The 21,976-nt window shown below is 64.6% G+C and carries 19 protein-coding genes; 11 read left to right on the top strand and 8 right to left on the bottom strand.

Going from position 1 to position 21,976, the window contains the following annotated elements:
* Positions 1 to 543: 543 nt before the first annotated feature.
* The gene (locus V3G39_13530) at positions 544 to 1,860 is read right to left on the bottom strand and encodes an ISL3 family transposase (protein XAS75665.1); all 1,317 of its coding nucleotides are present in this window, start codon (positions 1,858 to 1,860) and stop codon (positions 544 to 546) included.
* Positions 1,861 to 2,134: 274 nt separating this feature from the next.
* On the opposite strand from V3G39_13530, the gene V3G39_13525 reads away from it, so the two are divergent.
* Positions 2,135 to 2,866 carry a PIG-L deacetylase family protein gene (locus V3G39_13525; protein XAS75664.1) on the top strand — a complete coding sequence of 244 codons (732 nt, stop codon included), beginning with the start codon at positions 2,135 to 2,137 and terminating at the stop codon, positions 2,864 to 2,866.
* Positions 2,867 to 3,300: 434 nt separating this feature from the next.
* Here the strand turns inward: V3G39_13525 and V3G39_13520 are convergent, their stop codons facing one another.
* Positions 3,301 to 4,083, bottom strand: a complete 783-nt coding sequence (locus tag V3G39_13520) for a DUF1206 domain-containing protein (GenBank protein XAS75663.1) — start codon at positions 4,081 to 4,083, stop codon at positions 3,301 to 3,303.
* A 317-nt stretch (positions 4,084 to 4,400) separates the two neighbouring features.
* Here V3G39_13520 and V3G39_13515 point away from each other — a divergent pair, with 317 nt between their 5' ends.
* Together V3G39_13515 and V3G39_13510 are read left to right on the top strand one after the other, a co-directional pair.
* Complete coding sequence (locus V3G39_13515) at positions 4,401 to 5,417, top strand: acetamidase/formamidase family protein (GenBank protein XAS75662.1); 1,017 nt, start codon at positions 4,401 to 4,403, stop codon at positions 5,415 to 5,417.
* 28 nt (positions 5,418 to 5,445) lie between these two features.
* Positions 5,446 to 6,204 carry an SDR family NAD(P)-dependent oxidoreductase gene (locus V3G39_13510; GenBank protein ID XAS75661.1) on the top strand — a complete coding sequence of 253 codons (759 nt, stop codon included), beginning with the start codon at positions 5,446 to 5,448 and terminating at the stop codon, positions 6,202 to 6,204.
* Positions 6,205 to 6,975: 771 nt separating this feature from the next.
* On the opposite strand, the gene V3G39_13505 is transcribed toward V3G39_13510, so the two are convergent.
* Both V3G39_13505 and V3G39_13500 read right to left on the bottom strand, forming a co-directional pair.
* Positions 6,976 to 7,605, bottom strand: coding sequence for a LysE family translocator (locus V3G39_13505; protein XAS75660.1), 630 nt, complete (start codon positions 7,603 to 7,605; stop codon positions 6,976 to 6,978).
* Between the two features lie 409 nt (positions 7,606 to 8,014).
* Positions 8,015 to 8,782 (bottom strand): LuxR C-terminal-related transcriptional regulator, encoded by a 768-nt coding sequence (locus V3G39_13500; GenBank protein ID XAS75659.1) that lies wholly within the window; start codon positions 8,780 to 8,782, stop codon positions 8,015 to 8,017.
* A gap of 139 nt (positions 8,783 to 8,921) precedes the next feature.
* Between V3G39_13500 and V3G39_13495 the strand changes: the two genes are divergently transcribed.
* Entirely contained in the window at positions 8,922 to 9,209 is a 288-nt protein-coding gene (locus V3G39_13495) for a hypothetical protein (GenBank protein XAS75658.1), read from the top strand.
* A gap of 365 nt (positions 9,210 to 9,574) precedes the next feature.
* On the opposite strand, the gene V3G39_13490 is transcribed toward V3G39_13495, so the two are convergent.
* Positions 9,575 to 9,829, bottom strand: a complete 255-nt coding sequence (locus V3G39_13490; GenBank protein ID XAS75657.1) for a hypothetical protein — start codon at positions 9,827 to 9,829, stop codon at positions 9,575 to 9,577.
* Between the two features lie 446 nt (positions 9,830 to 10,275).
* Between V3G39_13490 and V3G39_13485 the strand changes: the two genes are divergently transcribed.
* The 5 genes from V3G39_13485 to V3G39_13465 all read left to right on the top strand — a co-directional run bounded on the left by V3G39_13485 (position 10,276) and on the right by V3G39_13465 (position 15,879).
* Positions 10,276 to 11,109 (top strand): SDR family oxidoreductase, encoded by an 834-nt coding sequence (locus V3G39_13485; GenBank protein ID XAS75656.1) that lies wholly within the window; start codon positions 10,276 to 10,278, stop codon positions 11,107 to 11,109.
* Between the two features lie 491 nt (positions 11,110 to 11,600).
* On the top strand, positions 11,601 to 12,254 hold the full coding sequence (locus V3G39_13480; GenBank protein XAS75655.1) for a TetR family transcriptional regulator: 654 nt from the start codon (positions 11,601 to 11,603) through the stop codon (positions 12,252 to 12,254).
* A 7-nt stretch (positions 12,255 to 12,261) separates the two neighbouring features.
* The gene (locus tag V3G39_13475; protein XAS75654.1) at positions 12,262 to 13,173 is read left to right on the top strand and encodes an ABC transporter ATP-binding protein; all 912 of its coding nucleotides are present in this window, start codon (positions 12,262 to 12,264) and stop codon (positions 13,171 to 13,173) included.
* Positions 13,170 to 14,759 carry an ABC transporter permease gene (locus V3G39_13470; protein ID XAS75653.1) on the top strand — a complete coding sequence of 530 codons (1,590 nt, stop codon included), beginning with the start codon at positions 13,170 to 13,172 and terminating at the stop codon, positions 14,757 to 14,759. The genes V3G39_13475 and V3G39_13470 overlap by 4 nt, the downstream gene beginning before the upstream one ends.
* Before the next feature lie 109 nt (positions 14,760 to 14,868).
* A complete protein-coding gene (locus tag V3G39_13465) occupies positions 14,869 to 15,879 on the top strand; it encodes a magnesium transporter CorA family protein (protein ID XAS75652.1) in 1,011 nt (336 codons plus the stop codon).
* A 258-nt stretch (positions 15,880 to 16,137) separates the two neighbouring features.
* Here the strand turns inward: V3G39_13465 and V3G39_13460 are convergent, their stop codons facing one another.
* The 3 genes from V3G39_13460 to V3G39_13450 form a co-directional block, all read right to left on the bottom strand.
* The gene (locus tag V3G39_13460; protein ID XAS75651.1) at positions 16,138 to 17,373 is read right to left on the bottom strand and encodes an IS256 family transposase; all 1,236 of its coding nucleotides are present in this window, start codon (positions 17,371 to 17,373) and stop codon (positions 16,138 to 16,140) included.
* Positions 17,374 to 17,777: 404 nt separating this feature from the next.
* The gene (locus V3G39_13455) at positions 17,778 to 17,900 is read right to left on the bottom strand and encodes a hypothetical protein (GenBank protein ID XAS75650.1); all 123 of its coding nucleotides are present in this window, start codon (positions 17,898 to 17,900) and stop codon (positions 17,778 to 17,780) included.
* 360 nt (positions 17,901 to 18,260) lie between these two features.
* On the bottom strand, positions 18,261 to 18,764 hold the full coding sequence (locus V3G39_13450) for a GNAT family N-acetyltransferase (GenBank protein ID XAS75649.1): 504 nt from the start codon (positions 18,762 to 18,764) through the stop codon (positions 18,261 to 18,263).
* Positions 18,765 to 18,973: 209 nt separating this feature from the next.
* Here V3G39_13450 and V3G39_13445 point away from each other — a divergent pair, with 209 nt between their 5' ends.
* On the top strand, positions 18,974 to 21,313 hold the full coding sequence (locus tag V3G39_13445) for a cbb3-type cytochrome c oxidase subunit I (GenBank protein ID XAS75648.1): 2,340 nt from the start codon (positions 18,974 to 18,976) through the stop codon (positions 21,311 to 21,313).
* Positions 21,310 to 21,918: a hypothetical protein gene (locus V3G39_13440; protein XAS75647.1), complete on the top strand. Its 609-nt coding sequence runs from the start codon at positions 21,310 to 21,312 to the stop codon at positions 21,916 to 21,918. Before V3G39_13445 ends, V3G39_13440 begins: the two co-directional genes overlap by 4 nt.
* The last annotated feature ends 58 nt before the right edge of the window (positions 21,919 to 21,976 follow it).

Raw genomic sequence — 21,976 nt, 5'->3', positions numbered from 1 at the left:
GGTGTACCCGTATCCGGGGTTCGGCCCGGTAGCCCATGTCAAGCGCCAGGCCCAGGTTGCTCCGGGTACGCCGTTGCCTTTGCGACGTCGCCCGTGAGTGACATGAGAGGCGGCAGGTGAGTTCGGTTTGGTCTGGGTTCAGGTCACTACCTTCTGGCTGTAGCAGCCTCGGGGTGTTGATCGACAGCACTGACCCGTTCGATCATCGCGTGGCTCTCGGCATCGAGGGTTTCGTCGCCGACTGCGTGGGCCGCCTTTTTTACACCCGTTCAGCATGCTTCAGAAACATCACCGCAGCATGACCAGAACGTAACCATCCCCTGCGATTCTTCGGACGTTTATTCGTATAGATCGGTGATTGACGGCGACAGAAAGGTGGGATGTCTGGAATGCCTGGAACGCGTCGTTTCGCGGTATCGGTCGGTGTCGGGGTAAGGGCAGCAGGCGCAGTGATCGGCGCTTCAGCAGCAGGGCATGCTTCCACGCCGCAGGCCTCGGCCGGCAGCACCGGCGTTTACTGGCTCTTCGCACTTGAGGGTGGGGTCATAGGTTGAGGCCTCCGCCGATCAGGAGCATTCGCAGGCGGTAGTTATCGCGGTTGGGGATGCCGCGGGCGACACGGCGGTGCAGCTCGATGAGGCCGTTGACAGCCTCAGTGCCGCCGTTGCTGGCCCGGTTGGTGTCGAAGTAGGCCAGGAACGCTTCTTTCCACCGTTTCAGTGTCGTGCCGAGGCGTTTGATCTCGGGGATCGGGCACGTCGCGAAGCAGCCCAGAATCCGCTGAGCGGTAGCCCGCCCGGTGGGTAGGTCTTTGTTTTTGTACGCGTCACGGACGAGTTGACTGGCTTGCCAGGCTAGGTAGACCTCCTCGTGGCGTTCATCGGCGGCGATCGCCCGTTGCAGGCGTGCTCGTTGCCGGTCGGTCAGGCGTTCTTGCCCGCACCGCAGGATCGTTTGGATCCCGTACAACGGGTCACCCCTGCGGCCCCGGTGGCCGGTGGTTTCCTGCTGGACACGACGCCTGACTTCATCGACGGCCTGGGTTGCGAGCTTCACAATGTGGAACGGATCCACCACAGCGATCGCGTCGTCGAGGTGGTCATCGATCGCGTTCTTGTACCCGTGGAACGGGTCCAACGTGGCAACCTGGATACCGTCGCGGAACGCTTCGCCACGCGCGGTGAGCCACCCTGCGTACACGGCGCCGGACCGGCCAGGGACCAAGTCCAATAACCGGGCGTTGGTGTGCCCGTTGGCATTTCGGGTCAGGTCGACCATCCCTGTGAAGAACTTCGGTCCATGTTTGCGCTCGGACACGTGGTGCCACACATGCTCATCGACCCCGAGCATGGTGACCCCCGCGAAGCGGGTTTCATCATCGGCAGCGGCCTGTAACAGCGGGCGGATCGAGTCCCACACGGTGTGCCACGTGGTGCCCATTTGCCGAGCCAAGCCACTGATACTCGCGTGCTCACGCCGTAGCTGCCCAATCGCCCACCAACACGCCCGCTCAGTCAACAACGCCCGCGGAACAGCGACCCGTTCGTCTTGCTCGGTGAAGGAGCTGACCGGGCAGGACGGTTCGGGGCAGATCCAGCGGTGTTTGGACCAGATCACCGTGACCGGGGCACCAGCAGAAGGGGTATCGATCAACCGCACCGGCCGCCGGCCGTGACCGTGCGCGACAACACCGCACGAGGCGCAGCCCATCAACCCCGGCGGTGACTCCACCCTCACCGTTAGCGCACCACCAGGTCCACGCTCCACCCCGATCACCCGCAGCCCCGGCAGGCCGATCAGTAGGTCGCACCGGTCGCAGTAATCGTCCTCGTTCGGGCAGCACAACGTAGGGTCAGACATGTCGAGGTCCTTGACATCAGAAGAGGTAAGAGTCCTCTGATTTTCAGGGGCCTCGACCCCACACCACCCCACCACCGGCTACCGGCGTGTCGCCCTCACCCCACCCTCAAGTGCGAAGAGCCCGTTTACTTGAACGCGACCCCGCGTATTTCCATTGCGGGGAACACCATCACGGCCAGCGGAACGTTCACCGGGATGCTCCGTAAAGCGCACACGAGTACGGGCGAAGCCCGTAGCGTCGGGCCTTCTCGCTGTTTCACCCCTGGAGGCTGCCATGCCCGACCCCTTACCCACCGCCGATGTCGATCGTGTCCTGGTCGTGGTTGCCCACCCCGACGACGCCGACTTCGGCGCCGCCGGCACCACGGCCACCTGGACACGCGCGGGGATCGAAGTGACCTACCTGATCTGTACCTACGGGGACCAGGGTGGTTTCGATGACACCCCGCGCGATCAGGTACCCGCCATCCGAGAGGCCGAGCAACGCGCGGCAGCCGCTGCGGTAGGAGTCTCCGACGTCCGCTTCCTGAGCGGTTACCACGACGGATCCTTGGACCCCACCCGCGAGCTGCAACGCGACATCGTCCGGGCGATGCGACAGGTGCGCCCGCAACGGGTCCTGACACAGAGCCCGCAACGCTGGTGGGACCGCATCGGCGCCTCCCACCCTGACCACCTCGCCGCCGGGGAAGCCACCATCCGCGCGCTCTACCCCGCCGCGCGCAACCGCTTTGCCTTCCCCGAGCTGCTTGCGCAGGAAGGCCTGGAACCGTGGACAGTGACCGAGGTATGGCTGATGGCCGACGAACGAGCCGAGCACGCAGTCGACATCACCGACACGTTCGACGCCAAGCTCACCGCGCTCCGCGCCCATACCAGCCAGACCGTGCACCTCGGCAACGGCTTAGAGGAAAGGCTGCGCGAATGGGGCACGAAGACCGCCCAGAACGCTGGGATGGGCCCCGGGCGCCTGGCCGAGATCTTCCGGGTCGTCAACACCGGATAGTGCTCCCGGCACGTCGGGATCCTCGGCATGCGAGTCGTGTATGAGAACGGGGACCCCGCGGGGCTCGTCATACTCAAAAACCATTCAGCAGAGCTGCCCTTACGTTGATGAGAACTGCTGGGCGGGCACTCAGAACGTGGCACACCTCATGGTGACCGACGCGACTGGCCCGCACGACGGTCTACTGCCCACGGCATCCGCATCGTCACGGGCCTCCGCGACGCGGATCACGGGCTTCGCGGTTTCGACTTCACCTACACCGGCGGCAACCACGCGACGGCCACCGGCGCGAATTCACGACGGTCGCAGCGGCTAGACGACTCGTGTCCATTGAGGATCCGTCGCCGGTCAGCGCCCGCCATCGGCGTTCGACGAGCTCTGACAGTGGCTGATCGGCTGGGGCGCCAAGGGCGCGTTCTACAAATCACCGCTGGTCAGACACGTGCGTATCGTGCGCGCGCGATGGAGTAGACCCCGTACGCGGCGATACCGATGGCAACGAGGCTGAGTAGCCAGGTGCCGGCCGGGGCCTGCCGCAGTGTTCGCAGGGCCCCGTCCAGCCCAGTCGACTTCGATGGCGCGTTGCGGGCCGCTGCCAGGACGAAGAGGAACCCCACCATGATCAGCGCCATACCTTTGGCGACATACCCTGCACGACCGATTTGGACGATCCCGTTGCCTGGGTGCTCCCGCAGGTCTTCGAGGAATTTCTTCTTCCAGCCCTTGTAGACGTGGTAGCCGCCGACACCGACCACGGCGAGCCCGATCGCGGCCACCGCGAGGCGACCGCCCGGGTGGTGCATGAGGGTCGCGGTGAGATCCTCCGTCCGGCCCCTGCTGGACGTAGGCGAACCAGTAGCGAATTTGAACGCCGTCCACGCCAAAGCGGCGTTAACGACGAATTTGCCAACAGCTTTAGCACGGTCAGACATATCGCTGACGCGGATGACCTGCGTGAGCTCCCAGACGGCAAGGAGAGCGAATCCGGCGACCACCACCCATAGCAGCAGCGCGCCGCCCGTGCTGCGGGCCAGCGTGCTCAGCGCGCCGGACTGGTTAGCGCTACCACCACCAGTGGACCAGGCAACCTTAAGCGCGATCCAGGCGATCAGCAGGTGCAGCACGCCACTGACGACAAATCCAAGGCGCGCACCCCCCTGCACGGCCTGGGACTGACCCGCATGTTGAGCTGTTTCCTTGACATCTGGGGTGTCCACGACGCTCAGCGTCCCACAATCGCCCACTCCGCAACGCCCTATGAGGGCGCGAGTGGGCGGGTTCGCCCGTCGCTGCCGGGCCAAGTTCTAGTCCCGTGTTAAAAACTAAGGAGACGTCTGGGTCAGTCCCGGTGTTCGCGTGGTGTCGGGTGTCGTAGCTGGGTGACGTGTGCGGGGTGCAGTCGAGGTGCATGTCGGGCCGCCGCGATCCTCCCGAACGACATCGCGGGCGCCCTCGCGCTCCTGGGTGCGACCCGTGTTGCCGAGCTGAGAACTGACCGTGTACGACCCCGCTATCCCTGAGGTAGTTTTCGGTGATGGACGTCATCGAGTACGTGCCGACCCGAGATCAGTACGTCTACACGTTCGGCGGCGCCGCCCCGGTGATGCGGGTCAAGCCAGGTGCTGTCCTTCGCCTGTGGTCTGACGACGCGTTCGGTGGCGCGCTGCGTAGCGTCGATGATCTGTCCAGCGCCAAGGTCGACCTGCGGTTCGTCAACCCCCAGACCGGCCCCTTCTACGTCGAGGGAGCCGAACCCGGCGACACGCTCGCGCTTCACCTGGTCGCCCTGGAACCGGCGCGCGATTGGGGTGCATCAGCGGCCATCCCGTTCTTCGGCGGAATGACGAGCACCGACCGTGTGGTGACGCTTCAGGACCCGCTTCCCGACACCACCTGGATCTACGAGCTGGACCGGGACCGCAGGACCGTTGCGTTTGCCGCGCGGTACAGCGACCATCGCATTGAACTGCCGCTCGAGCCCATGCTCGGGACGGTGGGTGTGGCTCCGGCAGGCGGGGAGGTGCGGTCGTCGTTGGTCCCCGAGCGTTTCGGCGGCAACATGGACACTCCGGAGATCCGCGCTGGATCCACGGTCTTCCTGGGTGTCAACGTCGAAGGAGCCCTTTTTTCCGTTGGCGATGGGCATTACCGCCAGGGCGAGGGTGAGGCATGCGGTACCGCCGTCGAAGGGGCGATGACCACCACCCTCATCGTGGAAGTCATCAAGGGGGGTGCCCCGAGCTGGCCGCGGATCGAGAACGACAGCCACTGGATGACCGTCGGCTCCAGCCGCCCGATGGAGGACTCCTGGCGGATCGGCAATGCCGAGCTCGTGCACTGGGTCGGCCAGTTGTGCAACCTGCACCCGATGGATGCCTACCAGCTGTGCTCGCAAATCGTTCGAGCGCCGATTGCCAATGTTGTGGACGCCAACTACAGCGTGGTGGTCAAGGCGGCGAAGGATCTCCTGCCTCGCGCCACCGCCTTTCACGGCATTCACGCCGAGCTTCGTGCCCGAGCACGCGCTCTCGGCACCGGTCTCACTCCATAGGCTCCCGCACTCCGCGAAAGGTATGACGATGGATCTGCAGCTCAGTGGAATTCGTGTCCTGGTCACCGGCGGCACCCGAGGTATCGGTCGGGCGGTCGTCGAGGCCTTCCTCAACGAGGGGGCCCACGTCGCCTTTTGCGCGCGCAACACCGAAGAGGTCTCGGCCGTGCAGGAGGCACTTCAGGCGCAGGGCACCGTGATCGGCTCGACCGTAGACGTCGGCGATGGCGAGGCTTTGGCGGCGTGGGTGGCGAAGTCGGCTGAGTCGTTCGGCGGTGTCGACGTGGTCGTGGCCAACGTCAGCGCCCTCGCGATCCCTGATACAGAGGAGAACTGGCAGGCCAGCTTCAACGTGGACCTCATGCATACCGTCCGACTTGTTCGAGCCGCGATGCCTCACCTGGGACGTAGTGAAGCTGCATCGGTCATCGCGATCTCCAGCGTCTCCGGACGCGAGTCGGACTTTGCTTCGGGCCCGTACGGCACTGCCAAGACCGCCATCATCGGATACATCCACGGGCTCGCGATGCAGTTGGCCGACAAGGGTATTCGCGCCAACACGGTCTCTCCGGGCAACACTTACTTCGAAGGTGGGGTCTGGGAAGGTATCGAGGCTGGGAACCCAGATCTGTTCAAGACCGCGATGGACCTCAACCCATCCGGACACATGGGCACCCCCGAAGAGGTCGCCGCACCCGTGGTCTTCCTGGCCAGCCCCTTGGCCCGGCGGATCAGCGGCACCAACCTCGTCGTGGACGGCGCGTTGACCCGCGGCATCCAACTGTAGAACCCGGCTCTGGAACCTGGCCCGAATAGGAGCTTGCCGCGGCCCCCGCAACTGCTGGTTCGCCCCGATACCGATCGCAGTTGCCTTCTCCCTTGTGTTTGCCGCGGCCCTCGCGCTCGGCGTTCCATTCGGGACCGCGGTCGGCACCGCCATCGGCTGGCGCGGGGCGTTCGCCGGCTGCTGTATCACCATGCTCGTGTTCGCGATGCTGATCACACTTGGTCCTGCCCACCACGCGGCTACGCAGCCACCACCAGCCCATCTGTCGCTGCTGACATCGGCCCGTTCGCCCCCTGCTCATCGTCGCCGCCATCGTCGTGGTGCCCACCCTTGGCCAGTACACACCCTTTACTTACCTCAGCCCGTTGCTACAGAACGCCGGGATCAGCGCCGCCAGGGTGAGCCCAGTCCTACTCGGTTACGGCGCAACCGGCGTCCTCGGTCTCCTGCTGTGCTCAAACATTGGCGATCGCTACCCTCGGCGCGGACTTCGAGCCGCGGCCGCACTCACCGCGATCTGCCTGCTCGCCCTGGACCTAGCCCCAACTACATCGCCACCATCACGGCCGTCCTCGCCTGGGGTTTCGCCCAAGCGTGCCGGCGGGACGTCCCCCAGATAATCGTTCACCGGGTCGGGGGTCCTGCTACCGACCTGGGCGGATGCCGGTGAGCGGAGAGTGATGCGCCGCAGATTCGCCTGTTCCGCGAACCGCGTCCCTGTTGAGGGCCTCCAATGTATTAACTACCTGGGGAGCAAGATCGGGGCTGGGCTCAGGCGGGTCGTGTTTCAAATGCGACCCGGATGCCAAGAGTAATCAGGATCAGACCGGTGAAACGGTCGATCGAGGCTCTGAATCGCTCGATTACCGGGCGGAATACCGCTACGAGGAAGGTCAGGGTCGTGTACCAGGTCAGTGCAATCGCGACGAGGATCGCGCTCATCGCGAGAAGTTGCGCTGTGGTGGATACATTCGTCTGTAGGAACTGCGGCATGACACTGAGGTAAATAAGGGGAGCTTTGGGGTTCAGCACGTTGACCATCAGCCCCTGCCGGTAGGCACGCCCTATGGGTAAGGGCCGAGACGGGACCGTGGTTCGCGGCTCCTCCGCGGTTTTGGAGCCTCGGGATCTCCACAAGGCTCTCAACCCCAACAGGACCAGAAACGCGGCGCCCAGATACTTCACCAGGGAGAACGCGCAGTCTGACGCGAGAACAATCGTCGACAATCCAGCTGCTGCAATCCCGGCGTGCACCGCAAGACCGGACGCGGTCCCGAGCGCAGTGGCGATTCCGGCCGGCCGCCCACGCAACGCATTCGGCACGACGGCCGCGAAATCTGGGCCTGGCGTCACGACCAACAGGAACGCTACCGCCGAGAACGTCAACAGGGCAGCTTCCATCTCCTAAGGCTACGGTCGCCATCCTGACGAGCCGAGATTTGCGCTCCCGTTCGCCGATCCGTTACACACATGGCGACGGCACCTGGCGTCCCGTGTGAAGCATCCGTTCTAGGCCCATCGGCTCAAGACCCGGATTGCCGTCCGCTGTCGCCGCATCCCATTCGTTTATCGGGACTCCGGTGAGGATTCTGCCCGCATCGGATTCTGGACCACACCCTGGGCTCGTCGCGGTTGGATCGCGGCAGGGAGGCGGAAGTTTGTTCTCTGCACGGCAGTTGGTTCGCCGCTACGGGCGAGGTCTTGTTCCTCTGGGTCGGTGCGACCGGGACACTCCGTCACCATCCTGTGTTTCGGCGTCCTTCTTCGCAGTCAGCGCCCGGCAACCATCCAACGTCCCTCGGTATCACAGCTAGAGGGCTAGGGCGGCCTGCGTGTCTCGTTCCAGGGGTGTGACCTGGGCCAAGGCCTCTGTCCTGCTGTTCACGCCGAGGCGCGTGTAGAGGTTCTCCAGGTGCTTGCTCACCGTGGCTTCCGAGATACCCAGTGCCCGAGCTGCTTGACGGTTGGAGCATCCGGCCGCAAGCAGCCGAAGAATGTCCCACTGCCGCTTGGTCAGTTCACGTTGCCCGCGGCGGCGACGCAGCTGGCGCAGGCACACCTCGATGAGGTGGGGCCGTAGCAGGCCCAGCAGGAGCACCTCCCGTTCGGTGAAATCACGGCCGCCGAACCGGAACAACAGCACCCGACGGTCCAGACCATCCAGCATCGGCAGAGGCATCAGCACCTCGTTCCGAACGCCGGTCGCACGCAGGTAGGCACCGGCAGCTCCCCGGTTGACATCTCGCCGGGAGTAGAAGTCAGACAGCCGCGTGATGGTGTGGTGATCGCCGGTTCGTTGGGGATAGTTGCAGGCGATGCTGTCCGGGAAGCTGGCCCAGAACAGCGCCTCCAGCTCGTCATCTTCGCTCGTTTCCTGCCCGGTGGAAAGAGATTGCCCATGGACCCACTGACGGACGGGGTCCATCACCTGAAAGGTGATTTCATCGCAGGGTATTAAGCCAGCCAGGTCCTCTAACCATGACGGCGGCACCTCGTCGTTCTCGCCGGCGGGCCGCTCGAAGTCCAGCAGGCCCCTCAGGTGCCTCACGTCGCTCGCGATGAGATGCAGTTGGTCCATGGCGATCGCCTCCGTGGACCAGGCTACGGGCTTTGGGTGGGTAAGCGGATGAGGAGAATTCCGTATGGCGGGGGACAGTACCGACTGGACACGATGGTCGCAGGTCGCAGCCAGCGACCCGTCGGCCAGGAGGTCAATCATGTTCACTCAGTTCAAGCAGGCGAGCTTCGTCGCGGTCTGCACCCTCGCCATTATGATCGGCGCAGCCACGTCCGCTGACGCCATGCTGCTTCCCGAACCTGGCGGCTCCGGTAGCGCCCAAGGCGGTACCGGGGGACCTGTCGTGGACCCGGTCGTTGTCACCAAAGTGCCGTGGCACTTGGTCGTGCCGATCAGCCTCGTGGCCTCGATGTTGCTCGCCGTCGCGTTTGCCGCGACCTTCATCGCCATTTCCGCCAGGCGTGCTGCGCACCCGCACCACGCCTGAAACTGCCGAGCAGATCACGTCGCAGCAGCGGGAGTGGTCGACGAGCCACCCGCTTGTCGACCACGCTGGCTTGATTGCATCGCCTGCAGCACCACGCTCACTGCCAAGCCAGAGCCTGTCTCGATGCAACGGCAGCATTGATCCCGACGATTGACCGTCGACCGAGGCGTCGGTGCCGGGGCTACGTCCCTTGGTGGCGGCGCCTTCATTTCTGGGTCTCGGGCGTCCCGGGTGCTGTCGAACCCAACAGGAGTGGACCTCTCGGGCGAGCCAAACACCACTCGTCACGAGGGAATCAGAAGGTGACCCCAATGACGGTCCTGGCGTGCATGTTCATCCGCGCTAATTCCGTGCGGCTCTCGGGCTCATAAGCAGAACTGGGAGGGTTGCAACAGGGCGACGGCGAGCCACCAGATCGCGGGTGCTGCGGCGACTGCTCCGCCAATCAGCAACCACGGTCTACGCCAGTGCACCGCGGCTACCCCCCATGCGGCGAGACTGACAATCGCGAGTGCGCAGAATCCCGCAATCATCAGATGTCGGCTGGTGGAGACGTAGGGATTCGCGCACGCTGTCATTTTCGAGCTGAAAACGACGACGCAACCGACGAAGGTTGTCACTGCGTGACCCACTGCGAGGCCGGCGGCGGCCAATCGCCAGTGGCCGCGACGGGTGCTCAGCGAGGTTCGGCGTCGGTCTGGTCCGCTTTTGAAGATTGTCGGCGTCGGAGCAGAGGACGATTTTGATGGACGCGGCATGGGCTGCGGCGCAGGTGTCTGATGTGCTGGCATGCAGTCCATCTTGCGACTGTCCCGGTCCAGCCACATCAGTAGAAATACCCAGTTCGCGGCCTAAAACCTGGAGCTGCACCCCGTTGACATACCGGGTCCCAGCCTGACCTTCGGGCAACCCGATATGGGTATCGCTCGTGGCGCCGTGCGCGGCTGACACCGGCGATGTCGATCGGCTGGTGCATCAAGCGCCGATATCGAAACACCCGCGCCACGCTCGGTCGTGCGAAAAGACAGGTCGCGGTGCCATGCACGCAGGCGGCAGGATAGCCAGTATGACGATTTCTCAGCCGTCCACGACGCACACGCCGCCCCGCCGCGGCATCCTGGTCACTGGAGCGTCTCGGGGAGTCGGCGCCGAGGTGGCCCGCATCTTCGCGGCCGTATGTGGTGACCGGGTTGCTGTGCACTACCGCTCTTCACGTGCTGAGGCCGAGGCTGTGGCGGCTGGACTCGAGGGTGGCGGGCACACCGTGGTGCAGGGCGACCTGGCCGACCCGCAACAGGTCGAGCGTTTCGTCGGAGAGGCCGCCGCTGCCCTGGGGCGCATCGATGTACTGATCAACAACGCCGCGTTGTTCGCCGAGGACCCGGCCACCCAGGGGCGGCGCCTGGACCTCAGCGTTGAGCACTCGTCATACCAGGAATGGGTGCGGGGATGGCGCCGCACGACCGACGTCAACCTGCTGGGCACGGCCAACGTCACCTATCTCGTCGCACGGCACATGCTGCAGGTCGATCCCGCACCCGGGCTGCCCCGGGGGCGGGTCGTTACGGTCGGGTCGCGAGGAGCCTACCGGGGGGAGCCGCAGGTGCCGGCTTACGGCGCGAGCAAGGCCGGGGTGCACGCGATGACCCAGTCGCTCGCAGTCGCGTTGGCACCACACGGAATCGGGTGCGTCGGCATTGCACCTGGCTTCATCGCGACCGACATGGGGGCAGCGGTACTCGACGGACCGCAGGGCGATGCAGTGCGTGCTCAGAGTCCGTTCGGCCGGGTTGCCACACCGCAGGAGGTCGCGGCGGCGGTCATGGCGCTGGCCCAGCCGGGCGCCGAGTGGGCCTCGGGCGCGATTCTCGACTTCAACGGCGCCTCCTACCTGCACTGAGGCTGTCCGACCGCACGAATCCGCCGATCTTCATTTGAAGACGGTCTCGATCGCTGCCCCAGTTGAAGCATGGTGATAGTCAGCGCCGCCACCACCACTTCAACTCCGCCCCCACCAAACTGCCTCCTGGGGGCGCGGAGTTGAAGTGCCTAACGGTTCGACCTGGCCGGCCCTCACCGACCAACCGCACTCGAGGTGAGGATCTCTGGGCAAAGGACGCCCCGTAGATGCCCCCGGGCACGCCTCGCGCAGCTTCGTGGTGCCGGTTGCGGCCAGGCCGACCTGGCGGGTACTTCGCCAAGCTCGGTCACCACGTCGTCGCCGTCAACATCGATCCCGTGCTTGTCCCAGCCGCGAGCGCAGCATTCTGAAGCGACCCTGTTCGTTCCGGATCTGGTCCGCCTAGAGCTGGTTACTGTCCGCGAGACCGTCCCAGACTGTCACCGAGCCAGCGTTGACGCACGGGTGACCAAGTGGTTAGCGTATTAACCATGCGGTCAACCATTGAGGTGCCGGAGGGCGATCTAACGGCGCGGGCACGGATTCGGGATGCGGCCATCGCCCGCTTCGCTGCTGATGGATTCGCTGCCTCGTTGCGGGTCATCGCGGCGGATGCCGGTACCAGTCATGCCTTGGTCATTCATCATTTCCAGTCCAAGGCAGGGCTGCGGGCGGTGTGTGACGAGCAGGTGCTGCGCACTGTGCGAGAAGCGAAGACTGCGACCATGGTCACTGCCACTCCTGGACTTCTGCTCGCTCAGTTGGCGGCCGTGGAGGAGTACGCGACCGTCGCGGGGTACCTGGTGCGCGCCTTGCAATCTGGTGGTGACCTGGCGGCGACATTCCTGGATCGGATGATTGAGGACGCACAGGCATATCTGGCACAGGCCACCGCGGCCCGGCGGGTGCGGGAAAGTCGTGATCCGGCCGCTCGCGCCCGGTTTTTGGCCTACAGCGGGCTCGGGGCGTTCCTGGTATATCTGCAGCGTTACCCGACGCCCGGCAACGACCTGGGTGAGGTGTTGCGCGCCTACACCCAGGAGATCGCACTCCCGTCCCTTGAGCTGTACTCCGAGGGTCTGTTCACCACCCCTGAGTTACTCGATGACTACCTACGCGAGTTTCCCGCTGAACCGCAGACGTGAGGCAACGATGTCCCCTCCCAGACCTGTGGTGCAGATTCACAACCTCGTCAAGACCTTCGGCGGTACACGCGCCCTGGACGGCCTCGACCTGACGGTGACTGCTGGGGAGGTTCATGGGTTTCTGGGACCGAACGGGGCTGGGAAGTCGACCGCGATCCGGGCGCTGTTGGGTCTGCTGCGGGTCGATTCCGGGTCGATGTCGTTGTTCGGTCGGGACCCGTGGGCCGACGCCGTGGCGATCCACCGCCGGTTGGCGTACGTGCCCGGTGATGTCGCGCTGTGGCCGGACCTGTCCGGCGGTCAGATCATCGACTTGCTGCTGCGGATGCGGGGAGTGGACCCTCGCCGCAGTCGGCGGGCATCACTGATGGAGCGGTTCGAGCTCGACCCACACAAGAAAGGCCGTGCCTACTCCAAGGGGAACCGGCAGAAGGTGGCGCTGGTGGCCGCATTCGCCGGCGATGCTGATCTGTTGATCCTGGACGAGCCGACCTCTGGGCTGGACCCGCTCATGGAGGAGGTGTTCAACCAGTGCGTCGCCGAGCGCACCAGCACCGGGACCACGGTGCTGCTGTCCAGTCACATCCTCAGCGAGGTCGACCGTCTCGCTGATCGGGTGACGGTCATCCGCGAGGGGCGCGCCGTCGAGTCCGGCACGCTCACCGAGTTGCGTCACCTGCGGCGCACCCATCTGCGGGCGGAAGTTTCCCACCCGGGGGAGCTGAACCTGGTCGGGGTGCATGACCTGTGCATTCAGGGCGCTGCCGTGGTGTGCACGGTCGAGCCCGACATGCTGGCGGGCGTCCTTACCGAACTCACCCGGGCCGGTATCCGCGACCTGACGTGCACGCCGCCGACGCTGGAGGAGCTGTTTCTGGACGCGTACCGCACGACCACCCCGGCCGGGCCGCGCCGGTGAGGACCACCCTGACCGGGATCGGAACGCTGACCCGGCTCGCGGTGCGCCGCGACCGGTTCCTTCTCGGCGCCGGGACGCTTCTGCTGGTAGGGATCTGCGCGGCCTCGGCCATCGCGACCAGTTCCCTCTACTCGACGGCCGCACAGCAGGTGGCTGCCGCGCAGGCGATCGATGCCAGCCCGGCATTAGTGGCGCTTTACGGGCCGATCCTGGACACGGGCAGCGTCGGTGAGTTGGCGATGACCAAGATGACCGTGCTCTACGCGGTATTCGTCGCGGTCCTACTTGGTGTGCTGGTCCGACGACATACCCGCAGTGAAGAGGAATCTGGTCGTGCCGAGCTGCTCGCTGGGACCGCGATAGGCCGCGCCACGCCGTTGGCTGCTGCTACCGCCGAAGGGGCCGGAGCGTCCCTCCTGGTGGGGGCAGGGGCCGCGGTTGTTGACGTCGCTGCAGGCCTACCCGTGACTGGGTCGCTGCTGTTCGGTGCCTCGTGGACGGGAATCGGAATAGTCGCGGCGGGCCTCACCGCCACCGCCTGTCAACTCTCCGCCAGCACCCGCACCTGCGCCGCCATCACTGCAGGCGCACTGGGAGCCTTATTCGCGCTGCGCGCTGTCGGCGATACCACCGAGTTGTGGTTGAGCTGGCTGTCCCCGTTCGGCTGGTCCACCCAGCTGCGGGCGTGGTCAGGCCCCCGCTGGTGGGTTCTGCTACTTTACCCGGCCACCGCAGCCGCTCTGCTCGCAACAGCGCACCTGCTGCGCGCCCGGCGAGACCTCGATGGCGGCCTCCTCGCGCCGAGACCGGGACCTGCCATCGGCTCACCCTGGCTCGGCGACGCGACCGCGCTGACCATCCGGCTGCACGCCACCACGGTATTCGTGTGGACCGCAGCCATCGCTGTCCTCGGCCTTGCTCTCGGCGCAATCGCCCCCAACATCGGGGATCTGCTGGGGTCCCCGAGCGGACGCGACATGCTCGCGCGGATCGGAGGTGTCGGAGCGGTGCAAGACGCCCTGCTCGCTGCTGAGCTCTCCATCGTCGCGGTACTTGTCAGCTGCTTTGCCGTCACCGTCATCACCCACGGCGGCGCTGAAGAACACGACGGGCGCACCGAGCAGGTGCTTGCTACGGCCACCTCGCGTCGACGCGTGTACCTCGCCATTGTGGCTGTGGCGATCGGGGGTACCACCTGGTTGCTCCTGATCGCTGGGTTGAGTATGGCGGTCGGTTTCGGCGCGGTGGCCGGCAACCTGAGCGACGGCATTCACCGCACACTGCCGGCAGCCCTGGCCCAGGCGCCTGCGGTGTGGCTTGTCACCGCCCTGGCCATGACCGCCTACGCGCTGCGCAGCACGCTCGCTGCGGCCGGGTGGGTTCTGCTGGCCCTGTTCCTCACTCTCGGGCAGGTCGGTGAACTGCTGCGACTGCCGTCCTGGGCGATCGATATCTCCCCGTTTGCCCACGTGCCACGGATGCCAGTCGAAGGCTTCGCCCTAGCACCAACCGTCACGATGAGCTTCCTCGCCGTTGCCCTGCTCGCTGCCGGCGCTGCGTCCTACCGCACCCGCGACATCGGCTGAGTTCGCCAACCGGTGAACAGCCGTCAACCATCGACCGCAGAGCCACACCATTTCGCAACGTAGCGCGGTGCGGCGCGGTCGTGACCAGTTGTCTCGCAGGCACACTGAGATGGTGAAAACCGACAACAAGACGGTCCGTGGACGTGTGTGGCGGGACGGAAAGGTAGTCGCCGAAGACTTCGACTTCGCTCGGATATCGGACTACCTCAACGAGCAGGACAGCTTGACCTGGGTGGACCTGTGCGACCCTGACCACCGCCTCCTGCAGGAACTCGCCGGGGAGCTCACCCTCGCACCGCTGGCCGTCGAGGACGCGATCGCTCATTCGGAACGTGCCAAGGCCACCCGCTACGCAACGCACACGTTCATGACTGTTTACGCGGTCAAGCTGGACAGTGTGCCCCCCGACGCGACGGGCACCCGGCTCGCGATCCGCAAGGTCTCAGCGTTCGTGTTTCCCCATGGGCTGATTACCGTTCGCGCCGACCCGGACTTCGATATCGAGGAGGTCGTGCACCGGTGGGACGACAACGCCGACCTACTCCAGTACGGGGTCGGTGCATTGGTGCATGGCTTGCTTGACACCGTCGTTGATGGACACTTCGAGGCCGTCCAAAGCCTCGACGATGCGATCGAGGGCTTGGAGGATGGACTGTTCGATGAGACCGCGGCCAGCGCCGACGTGCAACGCGCCACGTACCAGGTCCGAAAGGACCTGGTACAACTGCGACGGGTCGTGCTGCCGATGCGTGAGGTCATCAACTCCGTCCTACGCCACCGCAGAGACTTCAACGCCCCCACCGAAATGGACCCGTGGTATGACGATCTGTACGACCACGTGCTGCGGGCCTCGGAATGGACGGAGTCGCTGCGCGATATGGTCACCACCATCTTCGAGACGAACCTGTCCCTGCAGGACGCTCGACTGAACAACGTGATGAAGAAGCTCACCAGTTGGGCTGCCATCATCGCCGTGCCCACCGCTGTGACCGGATATTTCGGGCAGAACGTGCCGTACCCCGGTTTCGGTAAGGAATGGGGCTTCCTCTTCAGCATCGCGATCATCCTCGCGATCGGCGGTGCCCTCTACGCCACCTTCAGTCGTAAGGGCTGGATCTGACCCCATACTCCCGGGAAAGTCGGCCCCAACTGATCTCGATGCCGGAGACACTGGGCACGATCAGCAGGCCCCATCCGCCCGACGATCGACGGTTCCTGAGGCGGGCTACTCAGTGGGAGCCACCGCGATGCAGCTGGTGAACGAACACCGTCTTGGATGTGGTGGTCAGCGTGCGACGGGTTCCACTTCGTATCCGACAGGGTGACGTCCCGCTGAGTGGTGGGGTTTCGTCACACCGTGCGGGTTAGTGGGTTCAGGTTATGCGGCGTTGATTTCTGGGGCGGTGGTGGCCTCCTTGTCGGGGTGGCGTGGGGCGGTCAGTTCGGTCATTGAGGCGGCGGAGAAATAGCGGCGGTCGGCGGCTTCCCATTCGTCGTGTTGCTCGACCAGAACAGCGCCAGCCAGGCGTAGTAGGGCGGCGGGGTTGGGGAAGACACCGACGACGTCGGTGCGGCGTTTGATCTCTTTGTTGACTCGTTCCAACGGGTTGGTGGACCAGATTTGGCGCCAGTGTTTCATCGGGAAATCGGTGAATGCGAGCAGATCGTCTTTCGCGTCGGTGAGCATCACGGCGACCTGGGGGTGAGACCGGGCCAGCATCCGGGTGACTTCTTCGAACTGGGCCAGCACGTGCTTGGCGTCCGGTTGAGCGAAGATCGTTCGGATAATCGAGGCGACCATGTCCTGGTTATTCCTGGGCACGACGGCGAGCACGTTGCGCATGAAATGGACCCGGCACCGTTGCCACGCCGTTCCCTGCATGACCGTGGAGATGGCCTTCTTCAACCCGGTGTGAGCATCAGAGATGACCAGCTGCGCCCCGTGCAGCCCTCGGGCTTTCAGCGACCGAAGGAACGCGGCCCAGAACGGCTCGGACTCGGTGTCCCCGACGTCGAACCCCAGTACTTCGCGGCGCCCGTCCGCCGCGACACCGATCGCTACGACGATCGCTTGGGACACCACACGGTGGTTGACCCGGGCCTTGCAATAGGTCGCGTCCAAGAACACGTAGGGAAAGGCCATCGCGGACAGGTCCCGGCCGGTGAACGCACCAACTTCCAGATCCAAGTCAGCGCAAATCCGTGACACCTCGGACTTGGATATCCCGGTATCGGCGCCGAGAGCTTTGACGAGGTCATCAACTTTCCGGGTCGAAACCCCGTGTAGGTAGGCCTCCATCACCACCGCGAACAACGCCTGATCCACTCGGCGCCGTCGTTCCAGTAGCGAGGGAAAGAAGCTCCCACGTCGCAGTTTCGGGATCCGCAGTTCCAGGTCACCGGCCGTGGTCGACAACGTCCTGGGCCGGGTCCCATTGCGTTGGGTCGTGCGCTCATCGCTGCGTTCATACCTGCCCGCGCCGATCACGGCCGCGGCCTCGGTATCGATCAGCTCCTGGTAGAGCGCTTCGGTGATCGAACGGATCCGATCCGAGACATCCGTCAGTTTCAGTTGGGCCAACAGGTCAAGCAGGGCAGACTGGTCAAGAGCCATCGTGCGTGTGTCCTCTCGTGAGATTCCTAGACAGTTCTCACTGACCATCGCACGATGGCTCACCTCATTCAGGACAAGCCCGGAACTACACCACTCGACGGGACGTCACCATCCGACATAGTCCTCGACTTAGGCAGCATAGGTTTCGGGTCCGCCCGCGTGGAACGCAGCTGAGTCAGTCCTGCCGTACAGAGCGGCCGGACGGACAGGCGAACGGCCGCCGCAATCAGCTGGATCGGTTCCTGTCTTGGCAAAGTGTGGACATGTCGAGACTCGCGATGCTGGAGACTGATCGGCTCATCCTCCGCCGTCGGCGCTTGGATGAAGCCGAAATCTACCGTCAGTTATGGACGGAGCGGGACCCGAGGGTGCCACCTCATCGGCGAATAGATGCCAAGGGCCGATCAGCGGTCGAGGACCTCGCGACCGGCATACGGGGTGAGCACAAGACAACCCAACCGGGGCTTCTCGCGGTGCATCGCAAGAAAGTCGGTGATGTCATCGGATACTGCGGTCTGGTGTTTCATGACAATGGGGCTTCGGGTGAACCGGAACTGGCGTACGAGTTGCTGCGTACGGCTTATGGGTGCGGTTGTGCAACAGAAGCCGGTCTGGCCGTCGTTGAATGGTCGACTGCAGCCGGTTACGAGCGGGTGTGGGCCACTGCACGCGCTTGGAATGTTGCTTCCCGGTGCTGACCGAAAGGTCGTTCTGGGGCCAGGAACACGGCGGGGTCGGCCTGTGACGAGCGACAGGCAAGGGCTCTGATTGGTGATCCGGGGTGAGGCGATGATTTTGAGGTCGTCCCCGGACAGAGGGCTTGCAGCGGCGGTCTTGGTTGTCAGTGGAGCTCACCGACTTCGGATCCCGTTACGGAGGAAGGGAAACTAAATGGCGAGGAGCGCGTAGATACCGCCGTCATCGCCCGTTGGCGTGAGGTCGAAGCCGAGGCGCTTCAAAAGCCTCAACGCGCTGGCGTTGCTGACGGTGGTCCGTGCGCACACGGCTACGAACCCAAGCGCTGCGGCCTCGCGCAATACCGCTTCCATCGCAGCCCGACCGACGCCCTGACCCCGGCTGCTACGAGTCAGCCACGCGCCAGTCTCCAGCTCACCGGACTGCTGCGTGCGCTGCAGGCGCACCGAGCCGACGACTCGCTGGTCGAGGACGACTGCCCATGTGACTTCACCAGCGGGGCCCTGCAGACCAGCGCGGCGGTCAACGTGGAAGGCGCGAAGCCACGCGATCCGCGTTGGGGTCCACTCCGGGCCGGAGGTCAACGGTGGCGTCACCTCATCAGCCAAGGCATCGCTGGTCGCGACCTGCACGAGCCGCTCCAGCACAATGTTGTCCACTGCAACCAGTTCCACGAGGTAATCACCGTCCGGCACGCCGAAACTCTATCGAGGGCGCATCCGTGCGGGGACTGCGTACATCTTGTCCAGCAGGGGTAGCGACATTTCCCAGACCTGGGTAACCTCCGTAAGGCTGGGATCCCTCAGCAGGCCCGAACCGAGGTCGGCTGCCCGCTGCCGCCTTGTAGGAGCACTTGCTCCGCTGCGGACACCATGGCGATCACTCGTCGTTTGTCAGGATGACCATGGCTCAGAACATCACGACCTTGTTGCCGCCGTCCGAGCCGAAACGAGGCCCGCTCGTCTCCCGGGTGTGGGTGCAGGTGACCGCTCTGGTCTTGCTGTGCGGCCTGGCAATTCTGGGCTTTCTGGGTTACCGCGCCTACACCGCTGATCCGCCGATCGCCGCGCAGGTCCAGACCAGTCAAGGACAGGTCGTCTACACCGGTGCCGACGTCATTGCGGGGCAGAAACTCTTCCTGCGCAAGGGACTAATGGAGTACGGCTCGATCTTCGGTCATGGCGCCTACCTGGGTCCCGACTTCACTGCTGATTACCTGCACCGCGCGGCGCTGATCGCGACCCGTGAGTACGGCGGCAGCACCTCCAGCACGGCGCGGGACAAGGTGGTCGCCGACTTCAAGACCAACCGTTACAACGCGAAATCTGACACCGTCACGTACAGCGACGCCCAGGCCAGGGCGTTCCGGGAGCTGGTGGCCCACTACACCGAATACTTCGGTCCCCAAAGCGCTGCCAACGGTCTGCTACCGGAGGCCATCACCGATCCCGTCGAGGTCAAGCAGCTGACTGCCTACTTCGCCTGGTCGGCGTGGGCGGGATCGACACTGCGTCCGGATAAGAACTACTCCTACACCAACAACTGGCCACCGGACCGGCTGGTAGGCAACACGATGACCGCAGACGTCGTGGTCTGGAGCGTCCTGTCACTGATCGTCCTGCTCGCCGGGATCGGTGTCCTGTTCGCGGCGTTCGGCCGGTGGGGTGAGCGGATGGGCTGGCGTGGCCGTCAGGCAGACACCATCTCCTTTCGTCGCCCTGACGATGTCGCAGTGACACCTACCCAGCGTGCGTGCGCCTACTTCTTCCTCGTGGTCGGGTTGTTGTTCCTGGTGCAGACGCTGGTGGGCGCGGCCAGTGAGCATTATCGCGCCGATCTGACCAGCTTCTTCGGATTCAACCTGGGTCAGTGGCTGCCGTACAACCTGGTGCGCACCTGGCACGTGCAACTCTCAATCTTCTGGACCGCGACCTCGTTCCTGGCCACCGCCCTCTTTCTCGCGCCGATCATCTCCGGGCGCGAACCGCGCCGCCAATCCTGGCTGGCGTACGGCTTGCTCGGGGCCCTGGTCGTCGTCGTATTCGGCAGCCTGATCGGAGAAGGCCTGGATATCCACGGCTGGCTCTCCCCAGCCTTGCACGCGTTCGGGATGCAGGGCTGGGAGTACCTGGACCTGGGCCGGGTCTGGCAGGTGCTCCTGACCCTGGCCCTGTTCTTCTGGGCCTTCATGCTGTTCCGCGGGCTGCGGCGAGCGATGGTGGCACAGTCTCGGATCAATCTTCCATGGCTGTTCTTCTACACCGGGCTGGCAATCCCGGCGTTCTACGCAGTGGGCCTGTTGACCAGCTCCGAATCGAGCTACACCGTCGCGGACTTCTGGCGGTTCATGGTGGTACACCTGTGGGTCGAGGACTTCCTGGAAATCTTCACCACCGTGTTGGTCGCCTACCTGTTCGTGATGCTCGGTGTCATCCGGCGCAGGGTTGCGATGACCATCATCTATCTGGACATCATCCTGTACTCCATCGGCGGCGTCGTTGGCACAATGCACCACTTGTACTTTTCCGGCACCGCAGCGGAAACGATGGCCCTGGGTGCGTTCTTCTCAGCAGCCGAGGTGCTACCACTGACCTTCCTCACCGTGGAGGCCTGGTCGTTCCTGCAGCTGGGCTCGCGTCAGGAAGAGTCATCGGCAACGCCGTTCCCGCACCGCTGGGCGGTGATGTTCCTGGTGGCCGTGGGCTTCTGGAACTTCCTGGGTGCCGGAATTTTCGGCTTCCTGGTCAACCTGCCGGTCGTCTCGTACTACGAGATCGGTACGGCCCTGACCGCCAATCACGCGCACGCCGCGATGATGGGGGTCTACGGGATGCTGGCCATCGGACTGGCCCTGTTCTGTCTGCGCTACCTCATCCCGGAGGAGCACTGGTCGGACCGACTGGCGAAGATCTCCTTCTGGTCCACCAATATCGGCCTTGCCTGGATGTGTTTCGCAACCTTGCTGCCGCTGGGGATCGTGCAGCTCTACAAGTCCGTGGGTGACGGCTATTTCGCGGCCCGCCAACTGAAGTTCATTACCAACCCCAGCAACAGCCTCATCGAGTGGATGCGGCTGCCCGGAGACGTCGTGTTCATCGTCGGCGGGGCGCTGCCCTTCCTGTGGCTCTGCTGGCTGGCGGTGCGCTACCGCAGCCGCAACCAGGCCATGGAGGAGCCCGAAGATGTGCTGTTCACCGAGATCGGGGAGCCGGCGGGCGCGGGCGGGGCGGACAACGGACGGTGAGCGTCTCTACTGAGGTTGCGCTGTTCTCCGGGTATGCCACCGCTCTCCTGGTCCTCGCGGGAATCCTGGACAAACTGGCACAGCACAGCAACTCCCGAGCCGACCGGTACCGCACCGCGGGGTTCCGGTACCACCCACAGCACGACGCGTGGGCATGCCCACAGGATCAGATGCTGTGGCCCATATCGTTCGACGAGCGGCAGCAGCTCATGTACTACCGAGCCAAACCGTCGGTGTGCAACTCGTGCCCGGTCAAGGCCAGCTGCACCACCTCATCCCATGGCCGGGAAGTTACCCGCCCCACTCAGCCATGGCCGCACTCAGAGGCAGCGAGGTTTCATCGTGGACTCGTCCTGGTGCTGGTCGGCCTCGCAGCGCTACTACTACTGGTGATGGCGGTGCGTCACCACCAACCGGGCAACCTGGCCGTCCTCGCCGTGCCACTTCTCGGATCCGCTGTCCTAGCACGAAAGTTCACCGAACACTTCCGGCGGACGCCAACCGGTTTCCCAGAAGCCACGGCCGCGGCGGGACTACGCATCACCCGGACCAGCCGCACCACCTGGGGCACAGACCCCAAAGACATCCCCCAGGACAAAATCTAAAAGGGCTCGACGTGAGACACCGAAGCCTCCCAACCCCTCAGCGTCTTATGTCTCATCC

The sequence above is a fragment of the Dermatophilaceae bacterium Sec6.4 genome (assembly GCA_039636865.1).
Lineage (GTDB): Bacteria > Actinomycetota > Actinomycetes > Actinomycetales > Dermatophilaceae > Allobranchiibius.
This window is presented reverse-complemented; position numbering and strand designations above follow the sequence as displayed.

What these genes read in the sequence shown, in the direction of transcription:
- V3G39_13530 (XAS75665.1), bottom strand. Translation starts at nt 1,860, where the DNA reads ATGTCTGACCCTACGTTGTGCTGCCCGAACGAGGACGATTACTGCGAC.
- V3G39_13525 (XAS75664.1), top strand. Translation starts at nt 2,135, where the DNA reads ATGCCCGACCCCTTACCCACCGCCGATGTCGATCGTGTCCTGGTCGTG.
- V3G39_13515 (XAS75662.1), top strand. Translation starts at nt 4,401, where the DNA reads ATGGACGTCATCGAGTACGTGCCGACCCGAGATCAGTACGTCTACACG.
- V3G39_13510 (XAS75661.1), top strand. Translation starts at nt 5,446, where the DNA reads ATGGATCTGCAGCTCAGTGGAATTCGTGTCCTGGTCACCGGCGGCACC.
- V3G39_13505 (XAS75660.1), bottom strand. Translation starts at nt 7,605, where the DNA reads ATGGAAGCTGCCCTGTTGACGTTCTCGGCGGTAGCGTTCCTGTTGGTC.
- V3G39_13500 (XAS75659.1), bottom strand. Translation starts at nt 8,782, where the DNA reads ATGGACCAACTGCATCTCATCGCGAGCGACGTGAGGCACCTGAGGGGC.
- V3G39_13495 (XAS75658.1), top strand. Translation starts at nt 8,922, where the DNA reads ATGTTCACTCAGTTCAAGCAGGCGAGCTTCGTCGCGGTCTGCACCCTC.
- V3G39_13485 (XAS75656.1), top strand. Translation starts at nt 10,276, where the DNA reads ATGACGATTTCTCAGCCGTCCACGACGCACACGCCGCCCCGCCGCGGC.
- V3G39_13480 (XAS75655.1), top strand. Translation starts at nt 11,601, where the DNA reads ATGCGGTCAACCATTGAGGTGCCGGAGGGCGATCTAACGGCGCGGGCA.
- V3G39_13475 (XAS75654.1), top strand. Translation starts at nt 12,262, where the DNA reads ATGTCCCCTCCCAGACCTGTGGTGCAGATTCACAACCTCGTCAAGACC.
- V3G39_13465 (XAS75652.1), top strand. Translation starts at nt 14,869, where the DNA reads ATGGTGAAAACCGACAACAAGACGGTCCGTGGACGTGTGTGGCGGGAC.
- V3G39_13460 (XAS75651.1), bottom strand. Translation starts at nt 17,373, where the DNA reads ATGGCTCTTGACCAGTCTGCCCTGCTTGACCTGTTGGCCCAACTGAAA.
- V3G39_13455 (XAS75650.1), bottom strand. Translation starts at nt 17,900, where the DNA reads ATGAAACACCAGACCGCAGTATCCGATGACATCACCGACTTTCTTGCG.
- V3G39_13445 (XAS75648.1), top strand. Translation starts at nt 18,974, where the DNA reads ATGGCTCAGAACATCACGACCTTGTTGCCGCCGTCCGAGCCGAAACGA.